Source organism: Pseudomonas sp. PDM20 (assembly GCF_014852575.3).
Lineage (GTDB): Bacteria > Pseudomonadota > Gammaproteobacteria > Pseudomonadales > Pseudomonadaceae > Pseudomonas.
Genome location: NZ_CM181224.1, coordinates 141,515 through 159,580, shown reverse-complemented (window position 1 = coordinate 159,580; position 18,066 = coordinate 141,515). Strand labels below are relative to the sequence as shown.

The 18,066-nt window shown below is 65.6% G+C and carries 18 protein-coding genes; 13 read left to right on the top strand and 5 right to left on the bottom strand.

Translation table 11 applies throughout. From position 1 onward, the window contains the following. Window position 1: 1 nt before the first annotated feature. The 11 genes from IB261_RS00760 (at window position 2) to IB261_RS00710 (ending at window position 11,221) form a co-directional block, all read left to right on the top strand. On the top strand, window positions 2-2,026 hold the full coding sequence (locus IB261_RS00760) for a methyl-accepting chemotaxis protein (protein WP_151188930.1): 2,025 nt from the start codon (window positions 2-4) through the stop codon (window positions 2,024-2,026). A 322-nt stretch (window positions 2,027-2,348) separates the two neighbouring features. Next, window positions 2,349-3,191, top strand: coding sequence for a CheR family methyltransferase (locus tag IB261_RS00755; RefSeq protein WP_151188929.1), 843 nt, complete (start codon window positions 2,349-2,351; stop codon window positions 3,189-3,191). After that, window positions 3,191-3,784, top strand: coding sequence for a chemoreceptor glutamine deamidase CheD (gene cheD / locus IB261_RS00750; protein WP_081518860.1), 594 nt, complete (start codon window positions 3,191-3,193; stop codon window positions 3,782-3,784). The genes IB261_RS00755 and cheD overlap by 1 nt, the downstream gene beginning before the upstream one ends. A gap of 15 nt (window positions 3,785-3,799) precedes the next feature. Continuing rightward, window positions 3,800-4,855, top strand: coding sequence for a protein-glutamate methylesterase/protein-glutamine glutaminase (locus IB261_RS00745; RefSeq protein WP_192383433.1), 1,056 nt, complete (start codon window positions 3,800-3,802; stop codon window positions 4,853-4,855). Window positions 4,856-5,045: 190 nt separating this feature from the next. Beyond that, window positions 5,046-7,034 (top strand): biofilm regulation protein phosphatase SiaA, encoded by a 1,989-nt coding sequence (siaA, locus tag IB261_RS00740; protein WP_151188928.1) that lies wholly within the window; start codon window positions 5,046-5,048, stop codon window positions 7,032-7,034. A gap of 10 nt (window positions 7,035-7,044) precedes the next feature. Beyond that, complete coding sequence (gene siaB, locus IB261_RS00735) at window positions 7,045-7,587, top strand: biofilm regulation protein kinase SiaB (RefSeq protein WP_081518863.1); 543 nt, start codon at window positions 7,045-7,047, stop codon at window positions 7,585-7,587. A 25-nt stretch (window positions 7,588-7,612) separates the two neighbouring features. Continuing rightward, window positions 7,613-7,993 (top strand): biofilm regulation phosphoprotein SiaC, encoded by a 381-nt coding sequence (siaC, locus tag IB261_RS00730; RefSeq protein ID WP_081518864.1) that lies wholly within the window; start codon window positions 7,613-7,615, stop codon window positions 7,991-7,993. 5 nt (window positions 7,994-7,998) lie between these two features. After that, on the top strand, window positions 7,999-8,787 hold the full coding sequence (gene siaD, locus IB261_RS00725; protein WP_081518865.1) for a biofilm regulation diguanylate cyclase SiaD: 789 nt from the start codon (window positions 7,999-8,001) through the stop codon (window positions 8,785-8,787). A gap of 86 nt (window positions 8,788-8,873) precedes the next feature. Beyond that, a complete protein-coding gene (locus tag IB261_RS00720) occupies window positions 8,874-9,188 on the top strand; it encodes a DUF2845 domain-containing protein (RefSeq protein WP_081518866.1) in 315 nt (104 codons plus the stop codon). Between the two features lie 105 nt (window positions 9,189-9,293). Continuing rightward, a complete protein-coding gene (locus IB261_RS00715) occupies window positions 9,294-9,719 on the top strand; it encodes a GNAT family N-acetyltransferase (protein ID WP_151188924.1) in 426 nt (141 codons plus the stop codon). Window positions 9,720-10,768: 1,049 nt separating this feature from the next. Continuing rightward, window positions 10,769-11,221, top strand: a complete 453-nt coding sequence (locus IB261_RS00710) for a BRO-N domain-containing protein (protein WP_192383434.1) — start codon at window positions 10,769-10,771, stop codon at window positions 11,219-11,221. Between the two features lie 30 nt (window positions 11,222-11,251). Here the strand turns inward: IB261_RS00710 and IB261_RS00705 are convergent, their stop codons facing one another. From IB261_RS00705 to aptA, 5 genes are all read right to left on the bottom strand, one after another. Then, window positions 11,252-11,560 (bottom strand): Txe/YoeB family addiction module toxin, encoded by a 309-nt coding sequence (locus tag IB261_RS00705; RefSeq protein WP_192383435.1) that lies wholly within the window; start codon window positions 11,558-11,560, stop codon window positions 11,252-11,254. Next, a complete protein-coding gene (locus tag IB261_RS00700) occupies window positions 11,535-11,807 on the bottom strand; it encodes a type II toxin-antitoxin system Phd/YefM family antitoxin (RefSeq protein ID WP_138213346.1) in 273 nt (90 codons plus the stop codon). Before IB261_RS00700 ends, IB261_RS00705 begins: the two co-directional genes overlap by 26 nt. Before the next feature lie 160 nt (window positions 11,808-11,967). Further along, the gene (locus IB261_RS00695) at window positions 11,968-13,464 is read right to left on the bottom strand and encodes a CoA-acylating methylmalonate-semialdehyde dehydrogenase (RefSeq protein ID WP_192383436.1); all 1,497 of its coding nucleotides are present in this window, start codon (window positions 13,462-13,464) and stop codon (window positions 11,968-11,970) included. A 176-nt stretch (window positions 13,465-13,640) separates the two neighbouring features. Beyond that, complete coding sequence (locus IB261_RS00690) at window positions 13,641-13,952, bottom strand: cupin domain-containing protein (protein WP_054910633.1); 312 nt, start codon at window positions 13,950-13,952, stop codon at window positions 13,641-13,643. Further along, entirely contained in the window at window positions 13,953-15,299 is a 1,347-nt protein-coding gene (aptA, locus tag IB261_RS00685) for an omega-aminotransferase AptA (protein ID WP_138213347.1), read from the bottom strand. 137 nt (window positions 15,300-15,436) lie between these two features. Here aptA and IB261_RS00680 point away from each other — a divergent pair, with 137 nt between their 5' ends. Next, a complete protein-coding gene (locus tag IB261_RS00680) occupies window positions 15,437-16,357 on the top strand; it encodes a LysR family transcriptional regulator (protein WP_081518872.1) in 921 nt (306 codons plus the stop codon). A gap of 377 nt (window positions 16,358-16,734) precedes the next feature. Further along, entirely contained in the window at window positions 16,735-18,063 is a 1,329-nt protein-coding gene (locus IB261_RS00675) for a flavin-containing monooxygenase (protein ID WP_081518873.1), read from the top strand. Window positions 18,064-18,066: the final 3 nt, after the last annotated feature.

Genomic DNA, 18,066 nt, shown 5'->3' with positions numbered 1-18,066 from the left:
CATGGGTCTGTTCAACGCACACGCCGTGGCGCAGCAACGCGCCGACCGCATCACCGCCCTCCTCCACAGCCTGGTGGACGGCAACCTCGACGTCGCCATCGGCGAAGCCCCGGCCGCCGGCTATGAGCGCCTCTACGACGGGCTGCGCAGCATCCAGCGCACCCTGCGTGAGCAGCGCACCGAGCAGGCCCAGGTGGAAGCCCTGGAAGCCGGCCTGGTGGAAATGACCCGCCAGCACGAGCTGGGCTGGATCGACGAGGTGATCCCGGTGGACAAGTTCGCCGGCCGCCCGGCGCGCATCGCCAAGGGCATCAACGACCTGGTCGCCGCGCACATCGCGGTGAAGATGCGCGTCGTCGCCACCGTCACCGCCTACGGCAAGGGCGACTACTCGGTGGACATGGACCGCCTGCCGGGCAAGAAGGCCATCATCACCGAAGCCATCGACGGCGTGCGCGACAGCCTCAAGGCCAGCGCCGATGCCGCCGAGTACAACGCGCGGATCAAGAGCGCGCTGGATAACGTCTCGGCCAACGTGATGATCGCCAACAACGACCTCGAGATCATCTACATGAACCGCACGGTGACCGAGATGCTCGGCAACGCCGAAGCCGACATCCGCAAGCAGCTGCCGAACTTCAACGCCAGCCGCCTGATGGGCGCCAACATCGACATGTTCCACAAGAACCCGGCGCACCAGCGCGGCATGCTCGCGCACCTGACCGCGCGGCATAAGGCCGAGCTGAACCTGGGCGGCCGGCGTTTCGCCCTGGACGTGGTGCCGGTGTTCAACGACGCCGGCGAGCGCCTGGGTTCGGCCGTGCAGTGGACCGACCGCACCGAGGAATTCCGCGCCGAGCAGGAAGTCTCGCAACTGGTGGACGCCGCCGTCGCCGGTGACTTCACCAAGCGCATCGAGGCCTCGAACAAGGAAGGCTTCTTCCTGAAGATCGCCACCGGCCTGAACAACCTGGTGGACACCGCCGACAAGGGCCTGCGCGACGTCACCCGTGTGCTCGGCGCACTGGCCCAGGGCGACCTGACCCAGCGCATCGACGCCGACTACCAGGGCACCTTCGGCGAGCTCAAGGACTACGCCAACGAGACCGCACAGAGCCTGTCGCGCATGCTCGGGCAGATTCGCGAAGCGGCCGACACCATCCACACCGCCGCCAGCGAGATCGCCAGCGGCAACGCCGAGCTCTCCACCCGCACCGAGCAGCAGGCCTCCAGCCTGGAAGAAACCGCATCGAGCATGGAAGAGCTGACCAGCACCGTGAAGCTCAACGCCGAGAACGCCCGCCAGGCCAACTCGCTGGCGGTGAATGCGTCCGAAGTCGCCACCGAAGGCGGCAGCGTGGTGCAGAAGGTGGTGGGCACCATGTCGGCCATCAACGACTCGGCACGCAAGATCGCCGACATCATCGGGGTGATCGACGGCATCGCCTTCCAGACCAACATCCTCGCGCTCAACGCCGCGGTGGAAGCGGCGCGCGCCGGCGAGCAGGGCCGCGGCTTCGCGGTGGTGGCCGGTGAAGTGCGCACCCTGGCGCAGCGCTCCGCCGCCGCCGCCAAGGAGATCAAGACGCTGATCAACGACTCGGTGGACAAGGTCGAGAGCGGCAACACCCTGGTCGCCCAGGCCGGCCAGACCATGAGTGACATCGTGGTGGCGATCAAGCGCGTCACCGACATCATGGCCGAGATCGCCGCCGCCAGCGCCGAGCAGAGCAGCGGCATCGAGGAAGTGAACGGCGCCGTGTCGCAGATGGACGAGATGACCCAGCAGAACGCCGCGCTGGTGGAAGAAGCCGCCGCCTCGGCCGAGGCCCTGCAGGAGCAGGCCGGCATGCTCAACCAGCAGGTCGGGGTGTTCAAGCTCGAATCCATCGCCGCCACCGTGGTGCCGCTGGCCTCCGCCCGCCCGGCCCGCACCGAGCCGGCCGCGCACACCTCTCGCGCCGCCCGCGGCGTGGCCAAGGCGGTGCGCGCCAAGGGTAAAGAGGACGACTGGGAAGAGTTCTGATCGGGCGGGGCTGAAAGGGATGGCGACGGCCGGAGCAATGGGAGGGCCGGTTGCCGCGCGCGGACCAGGGATGGTCACGGATATGCGCCCCATTCCGCTCGCCTCAATCTGCCCGAGCCGAACCCCTGCACCGACCGGCCAACCTGACGCCTACGTAGGATGGCGTGGAGCGCAGCGATACCCATCAACGCATCCCACCGCAGCAGCATGGGTATCGCTGCGCTCCACCCATCCTACGCAGTGATCCTCCTGTAAAGACGTCGCGGACTCATCCCGCTATGACCGTCATTTCATGCGATCCGTCCACCCGCGAGACCAACCGATGTCGATCAACCTGCCCGCCCCCGAGCACGAATTCCACTACACCCGCCGGGACTTCCAGCAGGTGCGCGAGCGCCTCTACCGGCACGCCGGCATCAGCCTCTCGGAGAACAAGCAGCAGCTGGTCTACAGCCGCCTCTCGCGGCGCCTGCGCAGCCTGCGGCTGGGCAGCTTCGCCGAGTACTTCGCCTACCTGGAGAGCCACGAGGAAGAGTGGCAGCAGTTCGTCAACGCGCTGACCACCAACCTCACCGCCTTCTTCCGCGAGAAACACCACTTCGACCACCTCGGCCGCTTCGCCGCCGAGCAGTTGCAGGACCACCAGCCGCTGCGCTTCTGGTCCACCGCCTCTAGCACCGGCGAGGAACCCTACTCCATGGCCATGACCCTGGTGGACGCGCTGGGCAGCTTCGCCCCGCCCATCGAGCTGATCGCCTCGGACATCGACACCGGCGTGCTCGGCCACGCGCGCCAGGGCATCTACCCGCTGGAGCGCATCGAGGCGCTGAGCCCGCCGCAGAAGAAGCGCTTCTTCCTCCGCGGCACCGGCGGCAACGCCGGCAAGGCACGGGTGGTGCGCGAGCTGCGGCAGATGATCGACTACCGGCAGATCAACCTGCTCGATCGCGACTGGGGCATTGCCGGCGGCCTGGACGCAATCTTCTGCCGCAACGTGATGATCTATTTCGACAAGCCGACCCAGACCCGCCTGCTCGAACGCATGGTGCGTCTGCTGCGGCCCGGCGGGCTGTTCTTCGCCGGGCACTCGGAAAACTTCGTCCACGCCAGCCACCTGGTGCGCTCGGTAGGTCGCACGACCTACCAGGCGGTGGGGAGCCATTGATGGGCGCAGCCCTGGATCAACCCAACCGCTACTACGACCCGCGCTTCGGCATGGAGGCAGTGAAGCTGCTGCCCGGCGAGTGCTACGTCACCGCCGAACCGCTGATGCTGGTCACCGTGCTCGGCTCCTGCGTCTCGGTCTGCCTGCGCGACCGCAGCAGCGGGCTGGGCGGCATGAACCACTTCATGCTGCCCGGCGACACCGGCGTGCAGGGCCTGCTGTCCAATTCCGGGCGCTACGGCGTGCACGCCATGGACCTGCTGATCAACGGCCTGATGCGTCGCGGCGCCCAGCGCCGGCACTTCGAGGCCAAGGTGTTCGGCGGCGGCTCGGTGCTGAAGAACCTCAGCGCCGACGTCGGCCAGCGCAACGTCGAGTTCGTCCTGCAGTACCTGGAGGACGAGGGCATCCCGCTGGCCGCCCAGGACCTGCTCGACGTGCACCCGCGCAAGGTCTATTTCTTCCCCGGCACAGGCCGGGTGCTGGTGCGCAAGCTGCGCACCCTGGCCAACGACACGGTGCTGCAGCGCGAGCGGCAGTACTGCCAGCAACTGTCCCGCCGGGAGCGCGGCGGGAGCATCGACCTGTTCTGAACGGAGGGACGAGCGATGGCCGTCAAGGTCCTGATCGTCGACGACTCGGCGCTGATTCGCAGCCTGCTCAAGGACATCATCCACAACGACCCGGAGCTGCAGCTGGTGGGCGCGGCGCCCGACGCCTTCGTCGCCCGCGACCTGATCAAGCAGCACGCGCCGGACGTCATCACCCTCGACGTGGAAATGCCGCGCATGGACGGCCTGACCTTCCTCGACAAGCTGATGAAGGGCCGGCCGACACCGGTGCTGATGATCTCCTCGCTCACCGAGAAGGGCTCCGAAGCCACCCTGCGCGCGCTGGAGCTGGGCGCCATCGACTTCATCGCCAAGCCGCGCCTGGGCATCGCCGAAGGCATGCAGGCCTACGCCGAGGAAATCTGCGCCAAGCTCAAGGCCGCCGCGCGCGCGCGCCTGCCCCGTGCTCGTCCCGTCGCATCGTCCGACGCACCGGCAACGAGCAGCGCGCCACTGCTGAGCACCGAGAAGATCTTCGCCATCGGCGCCTCCACCGGCGGCACCGAGGCGATCAAGGAAGTCCTGCTGGGCCTGCCGCCGGACTGCCCCGGCACCGTAGTCACGCTGCACATGCCACCGGGCTTCACCAAGTCCTACGCTGACAGATTGGACCGTCAGACGCGCCTGTCAGTGCGTGAAGCCCGCGACGGCGACCGCATCCTCCCCGGCCATGTGCTGCTCGCCCCCGGCGACTTCCACATGGAAGTGCAGCGCAGCGGCGCCAACTACGTCGTGCGCCTGCACCGCGAGGCTGCGGTGAATGGCCACAGGCCGGCAGTGGACGTGATGTTCAACTCCCTCGCCCGCTGCGCCGGGCGCAACCTCATCGCCGCCCTGCTCACCGGCATGGGCAAGGATGGGGCCCGGGGCTTGCAGGCAATCCGCCAGGCCGGCGGCCACACCGTCGCCCAGGACGAAGCCACCTGCGTGGTCTACGGCATGCCCCGCGAGGCGGTGGAGCTGGGCGCGGCGAAGGAAATCCTGCCGCTGGAGCGCATAGCAGGCTCGCTCCTACAGCAGGCGCGCCAGAGCGGAAGTGGGAACCGCGTCTAGTTCTGCGGGAATCATCCCGCACCGCCGAGCGGCTTTTCACACAGGGTCTAGACTCAGGCCAATTGACCGGCGCCAATAATATGGCGCTTCGATATCAATTTGGTTTGATTGTGCCCGTATACAAAATGCACAATTGAGCTTTCGCCAAAAGACCGGCACACGGCGGGCGACACGGGGAAACAAGATAGCCATGGCGGCAAGATGGGGGTTGCGCGGCAAATCGGTGGTGGCATTGCTCATCGCCTGTCTCCTGGCACTGGTACCGGCAGTCATGCTGGGCTGGAAAGCCATGGAGGACATCCGCACGCATTTCGGCCTCGCCTTCGCGAGAAACTTCACGCTGCTCAATCAGCAGAAGATCATCGCGCCGGTGATCCGCGAGCTGGCGCTCTCGCGGCGCCTGGCCGAGTCCGTGGTGACGCAGGACTGGCTGCTGTCCGAGAACGACCCGGCGCGCCGGGCACTGTTCTTCCGCGAAGCCGAAGGCTTCCGCGCGGACCAGCACAACTACTCCTACTTCGTGGTGGTGGACTCCTCGCGCCACTACTACTTCAACGACTCCAGCTCGCCGCTCTCCAATTCCCCGCGCTACACCCTCAGCGACACCGATCCGCAGGACCGCTGGTACTTCGATACCCTGGCCCGCGATGAGACCTACAACATCAACGTCAACTACGACGCCAAGCTGAAGGTCACCAAGGTCTGGTTCAACATGGTGGTGCGCGCCGGCAACGAGAAAGTCGGCCTGGCCGGCGGCGGCCTCGACCTCACCGAGTTCCTCGACCAGTTCATCTCGCGCCGCGAGGCCGGGGTGACACCGATGATCGTCGACCCCGAGGGCGCCATCCAGGCGCACCCGGACACCCGCCTGATCGCCTTTTCCTCCGGCTCCAGCGGCCAGGCCAAGCACCACGTCTACGACCTGCTGGCCAACGACCAGCAACGCACCGCGCTGCGCCAGACCCTGCGCCAGGCCGAGACCAACCCCGGCGAAGTGGAAACCATGTGGGGCACCATCGACGGCAAGGAACAGCTGATCGCCACTGCCTACATCCCGCAGTTGCGCTGGCACGTGCTCAGCGCCATCGACCTGCACGCCGCGCAAGTGCTCGACAGCCGCTGGATCTGGCCGCTGGTGGGCACCCTCGCCGGGCTGCTGGCGATCCTGCTGATCGGCTTCGCCTACACCGTCGACCTGCTGGTGCTGCGCCCGCTGCGCGGCCTCAAGCAGTCGGCCAAGGCGATCGCCGCCGGGCAGTACGACAGCCCGCTGCCGCGCACCCGTCCGGACGAGATCGGCGAGCTGTCCAGCGCCTTCGCCAGCATGGCCGACCAGGTCCGCCGGCACACCGAGGAGCTGGAAGACAAGGTCCAGCAGCGCACCCAGGCCCTCGAAGCGGCCAACCGCGAGATGGCCGCCGCGCAGAAGAAGATCGGCGACTCCATCGACTACGCCAGCCTGATCCAGCGCGCCATCCTCCCCGATCGTCAGCTGCAGGCCTCCCTGGGCGAGCACCATTTCGTCCTGTGGAAACCCCGCGACGTGGTCGGCGGCGACTTCTACATCTACCGCGAAGGCCCCATCGACAGCCTGATCGGCGTGGTCGACTGCGCCGGCCACGGCGTGCCCGGCGCGCTGATGACCATGCTCGCCCTGGCCGCCATCGACCACGCCATCGACAGCGTGAAGAGCCACGACCCGGCGGCGATCCTGCGCGAGACCGACCACGTGATGCGCGGCATGCTCGGCCAGGAAGAATTCACCCACTCGCTGGCCACCAACATGGATGCCGGCTTGGTGCGCGTCGATCACCAGCGCAAGCTGCTGCACTTCTCCGGAGCGAAGATTTCCCTGTTCGCCAGCGACGGCAATGACGTGCGCGAATACAAGGGCGCGCGCCGCGCCATCGGCGACAAGCGCCAGGGCGACTATCAGGACGTGGAAATCCCGATGGAGACCGGCTGGACCTACTACCTGTGCACCGACGGCTTCCTCGACCAGGCCGGCGGCGAGCACGGCTTCGGCTTCGGCAACAGCCGCTTCGCCGACCTGCTGCGCAACCACGCGCGCCGACCGTTGGCCGAGCAGGCCGATGTGTTCGCCGCTACCCTCGCCCAGTACCAGGGTGAGCAGCCGCAGCGCGACGACATCACCATTCTCTCTTTCCGCTTCGACTAGGGGTTAATCCATGGAATCGCTAGATCTGTTGGCCATGCGCGAGAGCTTTACCCGGCAACGCATATTGCTCTGCTTCAACGGCCCCATCTCGCGCAGCCTGATCGAGGAAATCGGCCACGCGCTGCGCAACTACCTGCAGGCCGAACAGGCGCACCCCAGCGAAGCGATGGACGTGTTCGCCGTCTACATCGAGATGACCCAGAACATCCGCCACTACGCCACCCAGCGCGGCTACAACGAGCAGGAGGCCTCGGCCACCGTGGCGATTGCCCGCGATGACGAAGGCCACTACGTGGTCTCCGCCGGCAACCTGGTGGAACTGGCCGACGGCCAGGGCCTGGTGCGCAGCATCGAAGCCATCGCCGGGCTCGACAAGGTCCAGCTCAAGGCGGCCTACAAGGAGCAGCTGCGCCGCCCGCGCGACGCCGAAGCCTCCACCGGCGCAGGTCTCGGCCTGCTGGACATCGCCCGCAAGTCCAGCGCGCCGCTCAAGACCTCCCTCACCGAACAACCCGACGGCCGCGCCTTCTTCAGCCTGCGCGCCGTGATCTGAACCGCGAAATTCAGGAAGACCCGACATGAGCGATCTCAACGTCACCGGAACCCAATCCACCCCACAGATCCACGGCGACTGGCAGGCCGGCATCCTCGCGATGCAGGGCGACTCCTACCCGGAGAACTCCTTCGAGCTGTTCGGCCAGGTCATCGAGTGGGTCGAACGCTTCCTCACCCAGGAGCAGCGCCCGCTGGAACTCGACCTGCGCCTGCTGTACCTCAACACCAGCTCGATCAAGGCCATGATGGACATCTTCGACCTGCTCGAAGAAGCCCACGGCCAGGGCCGCAGTACTCGCGTGGCGTGGCACTACGACCGCCGCAACGAGCGCGTCGCCGAACTGGCCGAGGAATTCCGCGAGGACTGTACCTTCCCGTTCGTCATCCAAGCCTACGACGAGTAAGAGCCATGACTAGCGAGCGCGAGCTGGACCTGCTGATCGAAGAGCTGCTGGCCGACCCCCAGTACGAAGGGCACCCCCTGCGTGAGGCCCTGTACCAGAAGCACCAGCAATCCCTCGACCAGCTCGCGCGCCTGGAACGCATCGCGCGGATTTCCGACGGCTTCCAGTCCATGGCCCGGCAGCAGAACAGCACGCTATCCGAGCGCTATCACAAGCAGCTGCGCCAGCTGGAAAAGGTCGCGCGCATCTCCGACCGCTACCAGGACATGATGCGCGACCTGAACATCGCGCTGAAGGAAGCCTCGACCCACGACACCCTTACCGGCATCGCCAACCGCCGCCTGCTGATGGAGCGCCTGCGCGAAGAAAGCGAACGCGCCCAGCGCCACGGCGAGTCCTACGTGCTGGCCATGCTCGACGTCGACCGCTTCAAGCAGGTCAACGACACCTGGGGCCACGAAGTGGGCGACCGCGTGCTGGTGGAAATCGGCCGCGCCATGGAGTCAGCCCTGCGCCAGTACGACCTCTGCGGCCGCTGGGGCGGCGAGGAATTCCTGCTGATCCTCCCCGACACCCGCCTGGCCGACGCCGCCGCCATCATCGAGCGCGTGCGCAACGACATCCGCTGTCTGGCAGTGCGCGTGGGCACCAACGCCCTGTCCGTCACCGCCAGCTTCGGCGTCGCCGAGCACCATCCGGGCGAAAGCTACTCCCAGACCCTCAGCCGCGCCGACGCCGCATTGCTGGATGCCAAGCGCAGCGGGCGGGACAAGTGCGAGTTTGCCCAGGCCTGAACCCATCCCACGAACTGCGTCAGCGCAATGAAGTGGCCGATTGCCGGGCGTTAGACTGGGCAGCGAACCCGCAACGGAATCGACCCATGCGCCCCTGGCTGATTGCCCTGCTCCTCACCCTCACTGCCGGCACCGCCCAGGCCGGCACCCTGCGCTGCGGCACCAGCCTGATCAACGAAGGCGACCCGATGGACGAAGTGCTCGCCAAGTGCGGGCAGCCGGACAAGCGCGTCGTCACCCCGCCGACGAAGCCACGGCGCGGACCGGACGGCAAATTCATCCCCGGCAATCCGCAGCTGGAAACCTGGATGTACGGCCCGAACAACGGTGCCTATCGCTACCTTTTCTTCCGCGACACACAGCTGCAATTGATCAACACCACGCGCAAGGAACTGCTCTGAGCGCACCGCGCTCTTCATCCCAACACGCCCGCCGCTACCAAAGGTGCCTACCCATCGTGGCGGCATCTCCCTAGACTGATCGCCTTCGCCAATCCGGAGGGCACCATGCAAACCCCATTCGACTTCACCCTCGGCATCGACCCGCAAGCGCGCGACGTAGTGGTCAAAGGCCTGCTCGCCTACAACCTGGGCCAGATGGGCCGCAGCAACACCTACGACGACTTCGAACTCTACGCCCGCAGCGACGACGGCGAAGTGGTTGGCGGCATGTTCGGCCAATCCGGCATGGGCTGGCTCTACATCGACTATCTCTGGCTGCAGGACGACCAGCGCGGCAGCGGCCTGGGCAGCCAGCTCATCGCCCTCGCCGAAGACGAAGCCCGCCGCCGCGGCTGCGTTGGCCTGTTCCTCTACACCTACAGCTTCCAGGCTCCCGGCTTCTACGAGAAACAGGGCTTCGAGCGCATGGGCGTGCTGGAAGACTGCCCGCCGGGGCATCAGCGCATCTACCTGAAGAAGCATCTGGGCTGACCGGCCCCTGTAGGAGCGAGCTTGCTCGCGAACCTGCACAACGCCGGCCCTACCGGCGTGTCACCAATAGCCTGCACCCCGCATAACTCCTGCGCTCGGCAACCCTCACCCTAACCCTCTCCCAGAGGGAGAGGGGACCGTTCGGCGCGTAGCGAAACCACTGTGTCAGCCGGCACGAACAGCTCCCGTAGGGCGCATAACGCCACCGGCGTTATCCGCCGTTTTGGCGGATAACCCGTTCCGGGTTATGCGCCCTACGTCTGCGGCAAAGGAGTTCTCCGTTGTGGATTTCGCGAGCAAGCTCGCTCCTACAAAGAACCCAAGCGGCCCGGCTTTGGCTTTGGCTTTGGCTTTGGCTTTGGCTCTTGAAGACTTCCAGAGAAATGACCGCACACTCCGACTGCCCCGTTCAGGAGGCCTCGTTGAATTGGAGTTTCAGGGGTTGAGCGACATGGATGTCGCGAGAGCCGCGATGGGCCAGGGATGGCCCTTCGCGGCGTGCCCCTGAAACTCCGATTCAACGAGGGAATTTTTCGCCTAAGCGAAAAACCGGATGTCCGGGGCAAGACCTTTTGGTTCCTTTTGGGGCGTTTGCCAAAAGGGACTCGCCCGAGGGGGCGAAACAAGAAGTCCGCGCGCACGCCGATGCGGCGCAGGACACCCGCCCAACATGCCACCAATTCAAGCTCCCACAAGCGAACACCAGCGCTGGGCGGTTCGCGAGCAAGCTCGCTCCTACACATAAGCCGGAAACCGCTGCTTGTTGGGCACACCTGCCATTCCTATCCTCGCCCAGTCACATCAGTGACCTGGGTTTGGCGACCCGGCGACGTCAGGCGCGATAGCGCCCACAAGTGCTTACGAAAACAGCGAATGTTTTTGTAGGCCCCCGCGCACCCTGCAGAAATTTCTGCAACGCTTATGGCGGATCGCGCGGGGAGACCTCCGGGTCTGCCGGGACCTGACGTCCGGTTCGCCAACCCCGCGCGGTCCGCCTCCTATGTTTGGCGACATGGGTGCGGCTCCTTTAATCGTTAGGAGTTCCACTTATGCACAACACCTACACCCCAACCTTCTTCACCCGCAAAAAACGCTTCCTGCGCGGCCTCATGCTCGACAACCAGGCCTGGTTCGTCTCCCGCGACATCGCCCGCCTGCTCTCCGTCCAGTACCCCGACAGCTTCCACCACCGCTTCTTCCCCCACGAAGTCCAGACCCTCCCGCTGACCTACCGCACCGGCACCACGGAAGACACCGTCCTGCTCAGCGAAGCCGCCATCTACAAGGCCTTCGTCCGCTTCGGCCACCCCGAACTCGAAGCACTGGACCGCTGGCTCTGCCACGACGTCATTCCCACCCTGCGCGACCAGCACACCCCTGAATCCGAAGCACCCCGCCGTGTCCTCCTCACCTGGGACGCCCGCCGCCTGATGCTGCTGAACTGGCAAGGCGACCTGTGGATGCGCTGGGAAGAGGTCCCGCAACTCGCCTGGCGTGATTGACCGGAAATGAAAAGGGCCGCATCAGCGGCCCTATTTGTCGTAGTGGTATCGGCACTGCAGGATCGTGAGCACATCGCCCTCGAAGAAGTAGACCAGACGATGTTCGCGGGTAATACGGCGCGACCAGAACCCGGACAGATCGCCTTTCAGCGGCTCAGGCCGGCCCGTGCCCTTGTGCGGCGTGCGCCGACACTCCTCGATCAGTTCGTTGATGACGCGGAAAACATCCGCATCACCCTGCTCCCAGAACTGATAGTCCTCCCAGCCATGGCTGGTGAAGGCAACACTAATGGCGTCGCGGGCGGCCGACTTGTTACGGCTTTTCGACTTCACGTTCAACGGTCAGCTCCTTGACCTGAGCCTTGCCCGCGCGCACCTCGTCGAGAGACTCGCGCAGCCGCTTGGCGTTGGCAGTGGAACTCAGCAGGTAGAGGGTTTCCTGCATGCCGTTGTAGTCCTCCAGGGAAATCATCACCACAGGCTCGCCGCGCTGGCGGGTGATGACCGCCGGTTCGTGATCGCGGCACACATCGTCCATGGTCTGCTTGAGGTCGGCGCGGGCCTGGGTGAAGGTGAGCACTTGCATGAAAGTTCATCCTTGCCGTCGATGGCGAACAGTGGCGTGCGAGGCAACATTGTACCTAACTACGTACCACCTTTTCAGCGCCGCTGATCTGCAAGTTCTGCCGCTGGAAACAAAAAAGGCCGGTCATCAGACCGGCCTTTTTCTTACCGCTTATTCACCATCAGCCATTGCTGGGGAAGGCGAATTGCGCCGCTTCGTGCGACTTGCGCTGCGGCCAGCGCTGGGTGATGGCCTTGCGCTTGGTGTAGAAGCGCACGCCATCCGGGCCGTAGGCGTGCAGGTCGCCGAACAGCGAACGCTTCCAGCCGCCGAAGCTGTGGTAGGCCACCGGTACCGGCAGCGGTACGTTGACGCCGACCATGCCGACTTCGATCTCGTCGCAGAACAGGCGGGCCGCTTCACCGTCGCGGGTGAAGATGCAGGTGCCGTTGCCGTATTCGTGGTCGTTGATCAGCTGCATGGCTTCTTCCAGGCTGTTCACGCGCACGATGCACAGCACCGGGCCGAAGATTTCTTCCTGGTAGATGGTCATGTCCGGGGTCACCTTGTCGAACAAGGTGCCGCCGATGAAGAAGCCGTTCTCGTGACCGGCCACCTTGAAGTTGCGGCCGTCGACCAGCAGCTGGGCGCCTTGTTCGACACCGGTGTCGATGTAGCCGGTGACCTTGGCCTGGGCAGCGCCAGTGACCAGCGGGCCCATGTCCAGGCCGCAGTTGGTGCCGGCGCCGATCTTCAGGGCCTTGATCTGCGGAACGATCTTCTCGACCAGTGCGTCGCCGATCTGGTCACCCACGCAGACGGCCACGGAGATGGCCATGCAGCGCTCGCCGCAGGAGCCGTAGGCCGCACCCATCAGGGCGCTGACGGCGTTGTCCAGGTCGCAGTCGGGCATCAGAACGGCGTGGTTCTTGGCGCCGCCCAGGGCCTGTACGCGCTTGCCGCGCTTGGTGCCTTCGGAATAGATGTATTCGGCGATCGGGGTCGAGCCGACGAAGCTCAGGGCCTTCACTTCCGGAGCTTCGATCAGCGCGTCCACGGCGGTCTTGTCGCCGTGCACCACGTTCAGCACGCCCTTGGGCAGGCCGGCTTCTTCGAAGAGTTCGGCGATCAGCAGGGTGGAGCTCGGGTCACGCTCGGACGGCTTGAGGATGAAGGTGTTGCCGCAGGCGATGGCCAGCGGGTACATCCACAGGGGCACCATGGCCGGGAAGTTGAACGGGGTGATGCCGGCGACCACGCCGATCGGCTGGAAGTCGCTCCAGGCGTCGATGTTCGGGCCGACGTTGCGGCTGTATTCGCCTTTGAGGATTTCCGGGGCGGCGCTGGCGTACTCGACGTTCTCGATGCCGCGCTTGAGTTCACCGGCGGCGTCTTCGATGGTCTTGCCGTGTTCTTCGCTGATCAGCTGGACGATGCGCTGCTCGTTGGCTTCGAGCAGTTGCTTGAAGCGGAACAGCACCTGGGCGCGCTTGGCCGGCGGGGTGTTGCGCCAGGCCGGGAAGGCGGCCTTGGCGGCGTCGATGGCCTCCTGCACGGTTTCGCGGCTGGCCAGCGGGACCTTGCGGATGGCTGCGCCGGTGGACGGGTTGAAGACGTCGGCGGTGCGGCCGGTGTCGGCGATCATCTCGCCGCCGATCAGGTGCTTGACGGTGGTCATGGGAAGTCTCTTCTCGCTGAAAGTGTGGGGGCGGAGCTCGCGAAGAGCCCCTCTCCCTAGCCCTCTCCCTGAAGGGAGAGGGGATTTGTACGGTGCACGGCTCGGGCGTGGAGGCCCGCCGGGAAGGTCACTCTACGGTGACATCCGCCGGCATGCCTTCTCGCGTGCCCGCGCACTCAGTGGCTGTGCGGGTGGTCGTCGCTCTTGAGCTCGATCTCGATGAACGCCACTTCGTGATCGCAAGGGTTGATCACGTTGTGCTCGGTACCGATCTGGCGGGTGTAGCTCGCACCCAGGACCAGCGGCGCGCGGCGCTCGCCCTCGGGGGTTTCCAGCAGCAGTTCGCCGTTGGTCACCGGGACCACGACGTATTCCATGCCGTGGCGGTGCCAGCCGGTCTCGGCACCGGGGGCGAAGCGCCACTCGGTGACCAGGACCTTGTCGTTGTCGATCTGTACCGTCGGGACGGCCTTCGGACGCTCGCTCACTTACGCTACCCCGTTGAGGGCGTCGCCCACGGCGCTGAACAGGCGGTCCAGGTCCTCGGGCTTGGCGTTGAAGGTCGGGCCGAACTGCAGGGTGTCGCCGCCGAAGCGCACGTAGAAGCCTTCTTTCCACAGCTTCATGCTGGCTTCGAACGGACGCACGATGGCGTCGCCGTCACGGGCGCCGATCTGGATCGCGCCGGCCAGGCCGCAGTTGCGGATGTCGATGACGTTCTTCGCGCCCTTCAGGCCGTGCAGGGCCTTCTCGAAGTAGGGAGCCAGTTCCAGCGACTGCTGGATCAGGTTCTCTTTTTCCAGCAGGTCCAGCGCGGCGATACCGGCGGCGCAGGCGACCGGGTGCGCGGAGTAGGTGTAGCCATGGCCGAACTCGACGGCGTATTCCGGCAGGTTCTGACCCATGAAGGTGTCGTAGATTTCGCTGCTGGCGATCACCGCGCCCATGGGGATGGCGCCGTTGGTGACCTGCTTGGCGACGTTCATGATGTCCGGCTTCACGCCGAAGTACTCGGCGCCGGTGGCCTTGCCCATGCGGCCGAAGGCGGTGATCACTTCGTCGAAGATCAGCAGGATGTTGTGCTGGTCGCAGATTTCGCGCAGGCGCTGCAGGTAGCCCTTCGGCGGAACCAGGACGCCGGCGGAGCCGGACATCGGCTCGACGATGACGGCGGCGATGTTCGACGCGTCATGCAGCTCGATCAGCTTCAGCAGTTCGTTGGCCAGCTCGACGCCGCCGGTCTCGGCCATGCCCTTGGTGAAGGCCATGCCCGGCTGCAGGGTGTGCGGCAGGTGGTCGACGTCCATCAGCTGGCCGAACATCTTGCGGTTGCCACCGATGCCGCCCAGGGCGGTGCCGGCGACGTTCACGCCGTGGTAGCCACGGGCGCGGCCGATCAGCTTGGTCTTCTGCGCCTGGCCTTTCAGGCGCCAGTAGGCGCGGGCCATCTTGATCGAGGTGTCGGCACACTCGGAGCCCGAGCCGGTGAAGAACACATGGTCGAGGCCGGCCGGGGTCAGCTGAGTGATTTTTTCAGCCAGCTTGAAGGACAGCGGGTGGCCGTACTGGAAAGCCGGGGAGTAGTCGAGGGTGGTCAGCTGCTTGGCGACCGCGTCGGCGATTTCCTTGCGCGAGTGACCGGCGCCGCAGGTCCACAGGCCCGACAGGCTGTCGTAGATCTTGCGGCCCTGGTCGTCCACCAGCCAGCTGCCTTCGGCGGCGACGATGATGCGCGGGTCCTTGTGGAAGTTGCGGTTGGCGCTGAAGGGCATCCAGTGGGCCTTCAGGTTCAGTTCGCTGGCCACCGACGGGGTGACGTTCACTTGCTGGTTCATGGAGCATGTCCTCGACGACAGTCTTGTTGGGCGCGCAGGCCGCGTCGGGCCTGGTGCGATGCTCGTAGATTGGGCCTGACTTAACGTGAGTTAAAGCTTATTCTTCTTACGTTCAGTTTCGGATTGGTAAAACTAAAATGGCGAAACAACGGGCGCCTTCCCTGGGCCAGGTCAGCGACTTCGAGATCCGCCTGCTGCGCATCTTCAAAACCATAGTCGAGTGCGGCAGCTTCTCGGCCGCGGAAAGCACGCTGGGCATCAGCCGCTCGGCCATCAGCCTGCACATGGGTGATCTGGAAAAGCGCCTGGGCATGCGTCTGTGCCAGCGCGGCCGGGCGGGCTTCGCGCTGACCGACGAGGGCCGCGAGGTGTACCGCGCGACCCAGTCGCTGCTGGCGGCGCTGGAGGGCTTCCGCGCCGAGGTCAACGAGCTACACCAGCACCTGCGCGGCGAGCTGAACATCGGCATCATCAACAACCTGGTGACCCTGCCGCAGATGCGCATCACCCACGCCCTGCGCGCGCTGAAGGCCAGCGGGCCGGGCGTGCGGATCAACATCGGCATGACCACGCCCAACGAGATCGAGCTGGGAGTTCTCGACGGACGGTTGCACGTCGGGGTGGTGCCGCTCATCAGCCCGCTGTCGGGGCTGGAGTATTCCGCTCTTTATGAGGAGCGCTCGCTGCTGTTCTGCAGCCAGGAGCACCCGCTGTTCGAGCGCGACGACGCAAGCATCACGGTGGAAGAAATCCACGCTTGCGACGCGGTGGAGCCCAGCTACCGCATTCCCGCCGAAGCCCAGGAGCGCCACCAGGAACTGCGCGGCAGCGCCAACGCCTCGGACCGCGAGGGCATGGCCTTCCTTATTCTCACCGGCAGCTACATCGGCTACCTGCCCGACCACTACGCCGCCGATTGGGTCGCCCAGGGCCGCCTGCGCCCGCTGCGGCCGGAGCGCTTCCACTACGACATCCCGCTGACCGTGGTGACCCGCAAGGGCCGCCGGCCGAACCTGGTGCTGGAGCGGTTCATCGAGGCGGTGGCAGAAAGCCGCTGATCCGCCAGACGCTCAGGATGAATGCCTCCGTAGGATGGCGTGGAGCGCAGCGATACCCATCAATCCGGCGCGCCGACAGCATGGGTATCGCTGCGCTCCACCCATCCTACCTGGCGACACGCCGGTGACACTGGCGCGGGATCAATCCCGCGCAAGCCACATTCTGCCTATCCAATTTGTCGCCCCAGCCACCAAAAATCCTATACCCCCTCCCCTGCAGCCCGCGGGCCGCGGGGTTTGCGTGGGTGCAGCTTTTCCCTAGCCTGCGACTACAAAAAACATAATTTCGCTATTCACAGCCTCTGAACAGAATGCGGCCAACAGCTCACCGCAGCCGCAACAAGAACAAACGTGATCAGAGTCTGAGGAAGCAAGCCATGACCGACCTGAATCCAGGCGCCTTCGGCAAGAAGTCGCTTGATAACCTGGAAATCGACACGCTGGTCGTTGGCGCCGGACAAGCCGGCGTGGCCATGAGCGAGCACCTGACCCAGCAGGGCGTGCCGCACATCGTGCTGGAAAAGAGCCGCATCGCCGAAGCCTGGCGCACCGGCCGCTGGGACTCGCTGGTCGCCAACGGCCCGGCCTGGCATGACCGCTTCCCGAACATGGAATTCCCGGTCGGCCCGGATGACTTCCCGGCCAAGGAGCAGGTCGCCGAGTACTTCGTCGCCTACGCCAAGCAGTTCAACGCGCCGATCCGCACCGGTGTGGAAGTGAAGAAGGTCACCCGCAACGAAGGCCGCCCCGGCTTCAGCGTGGAAACCTCCGAGGGCACCCTCCAGGCCCTGCGCATCGTCTCCGCCACCGGCCCGTTCCAGCGCCCGGTGATCCCGGCCATCGCGCCGAAGGACGAGAGCATCCAGCAGATCCACTCGGCCAAATACTTCAACCCGCAGCAGTTGCCCGAAGGCGCCGTGCTGGTGATCGGTGCCGGCTCCTCCGGTGTGCAGATCGCCGACGAGCTGAACCGCGCCGGCAAGAAGGTCTTCCTCTCCGTGGGCGCCCATGACCGTCCGCCGCGCTCCTACCGCAACCGCGACTTCGTCTGGTGGCTGGGTGTGCTCGGCCTGTGGGACGCCGAGGAAGTGCAGCCGGGCCGCGAGCACGTGACCATCGCCGTGAGCGGTGCCCGTGGCGGCGAGACCATCGACTTCCGCCGTCTGGCCAACGAGGGCATCACCCTGACCGGCCTGACCAAGTCCTTCGCTGACGGCAAGGTGACCTTCCAGGACGACCTGGTGGCCAACCTGAAAGCCGGCGACGACAACTACCTCGGCCTGCTGGACGCCGCCGACGCCTATATCGAGCAAAACGGCCTGGACCTGCCGCTCGAGCCGGAGGCCCGCAAGGTCTACCCGGACGCCGAGTGCATCCGCAACCCGATCCAGCAGCTGGACCTGGCCGAAGCCGGCATCACCTCGATCATCTGGGCCACCGGCTACGCCGTGGACTTCAACTGGCTGCAGGTGAACGCCTTCGACGACAAGGGCAAGCCCAAGCACCAGCGCGGCGTTTCCCGCGAGCCAGGCGTGTACTTCGTCGGCCTGCCGTGGCTGTCGCGCCGTGGCTCCTCGTTCATCTGGGGCGTATGGCACGACGCCAAGCACGTGGCCGGCCACATCGCCACCCAACGCCGTTATGTCGAATATCAGGATGCCTCGCAGCGCGAAGGCTCCGTTCCGAAAGCCGCATCCTGGGAGTAAGAG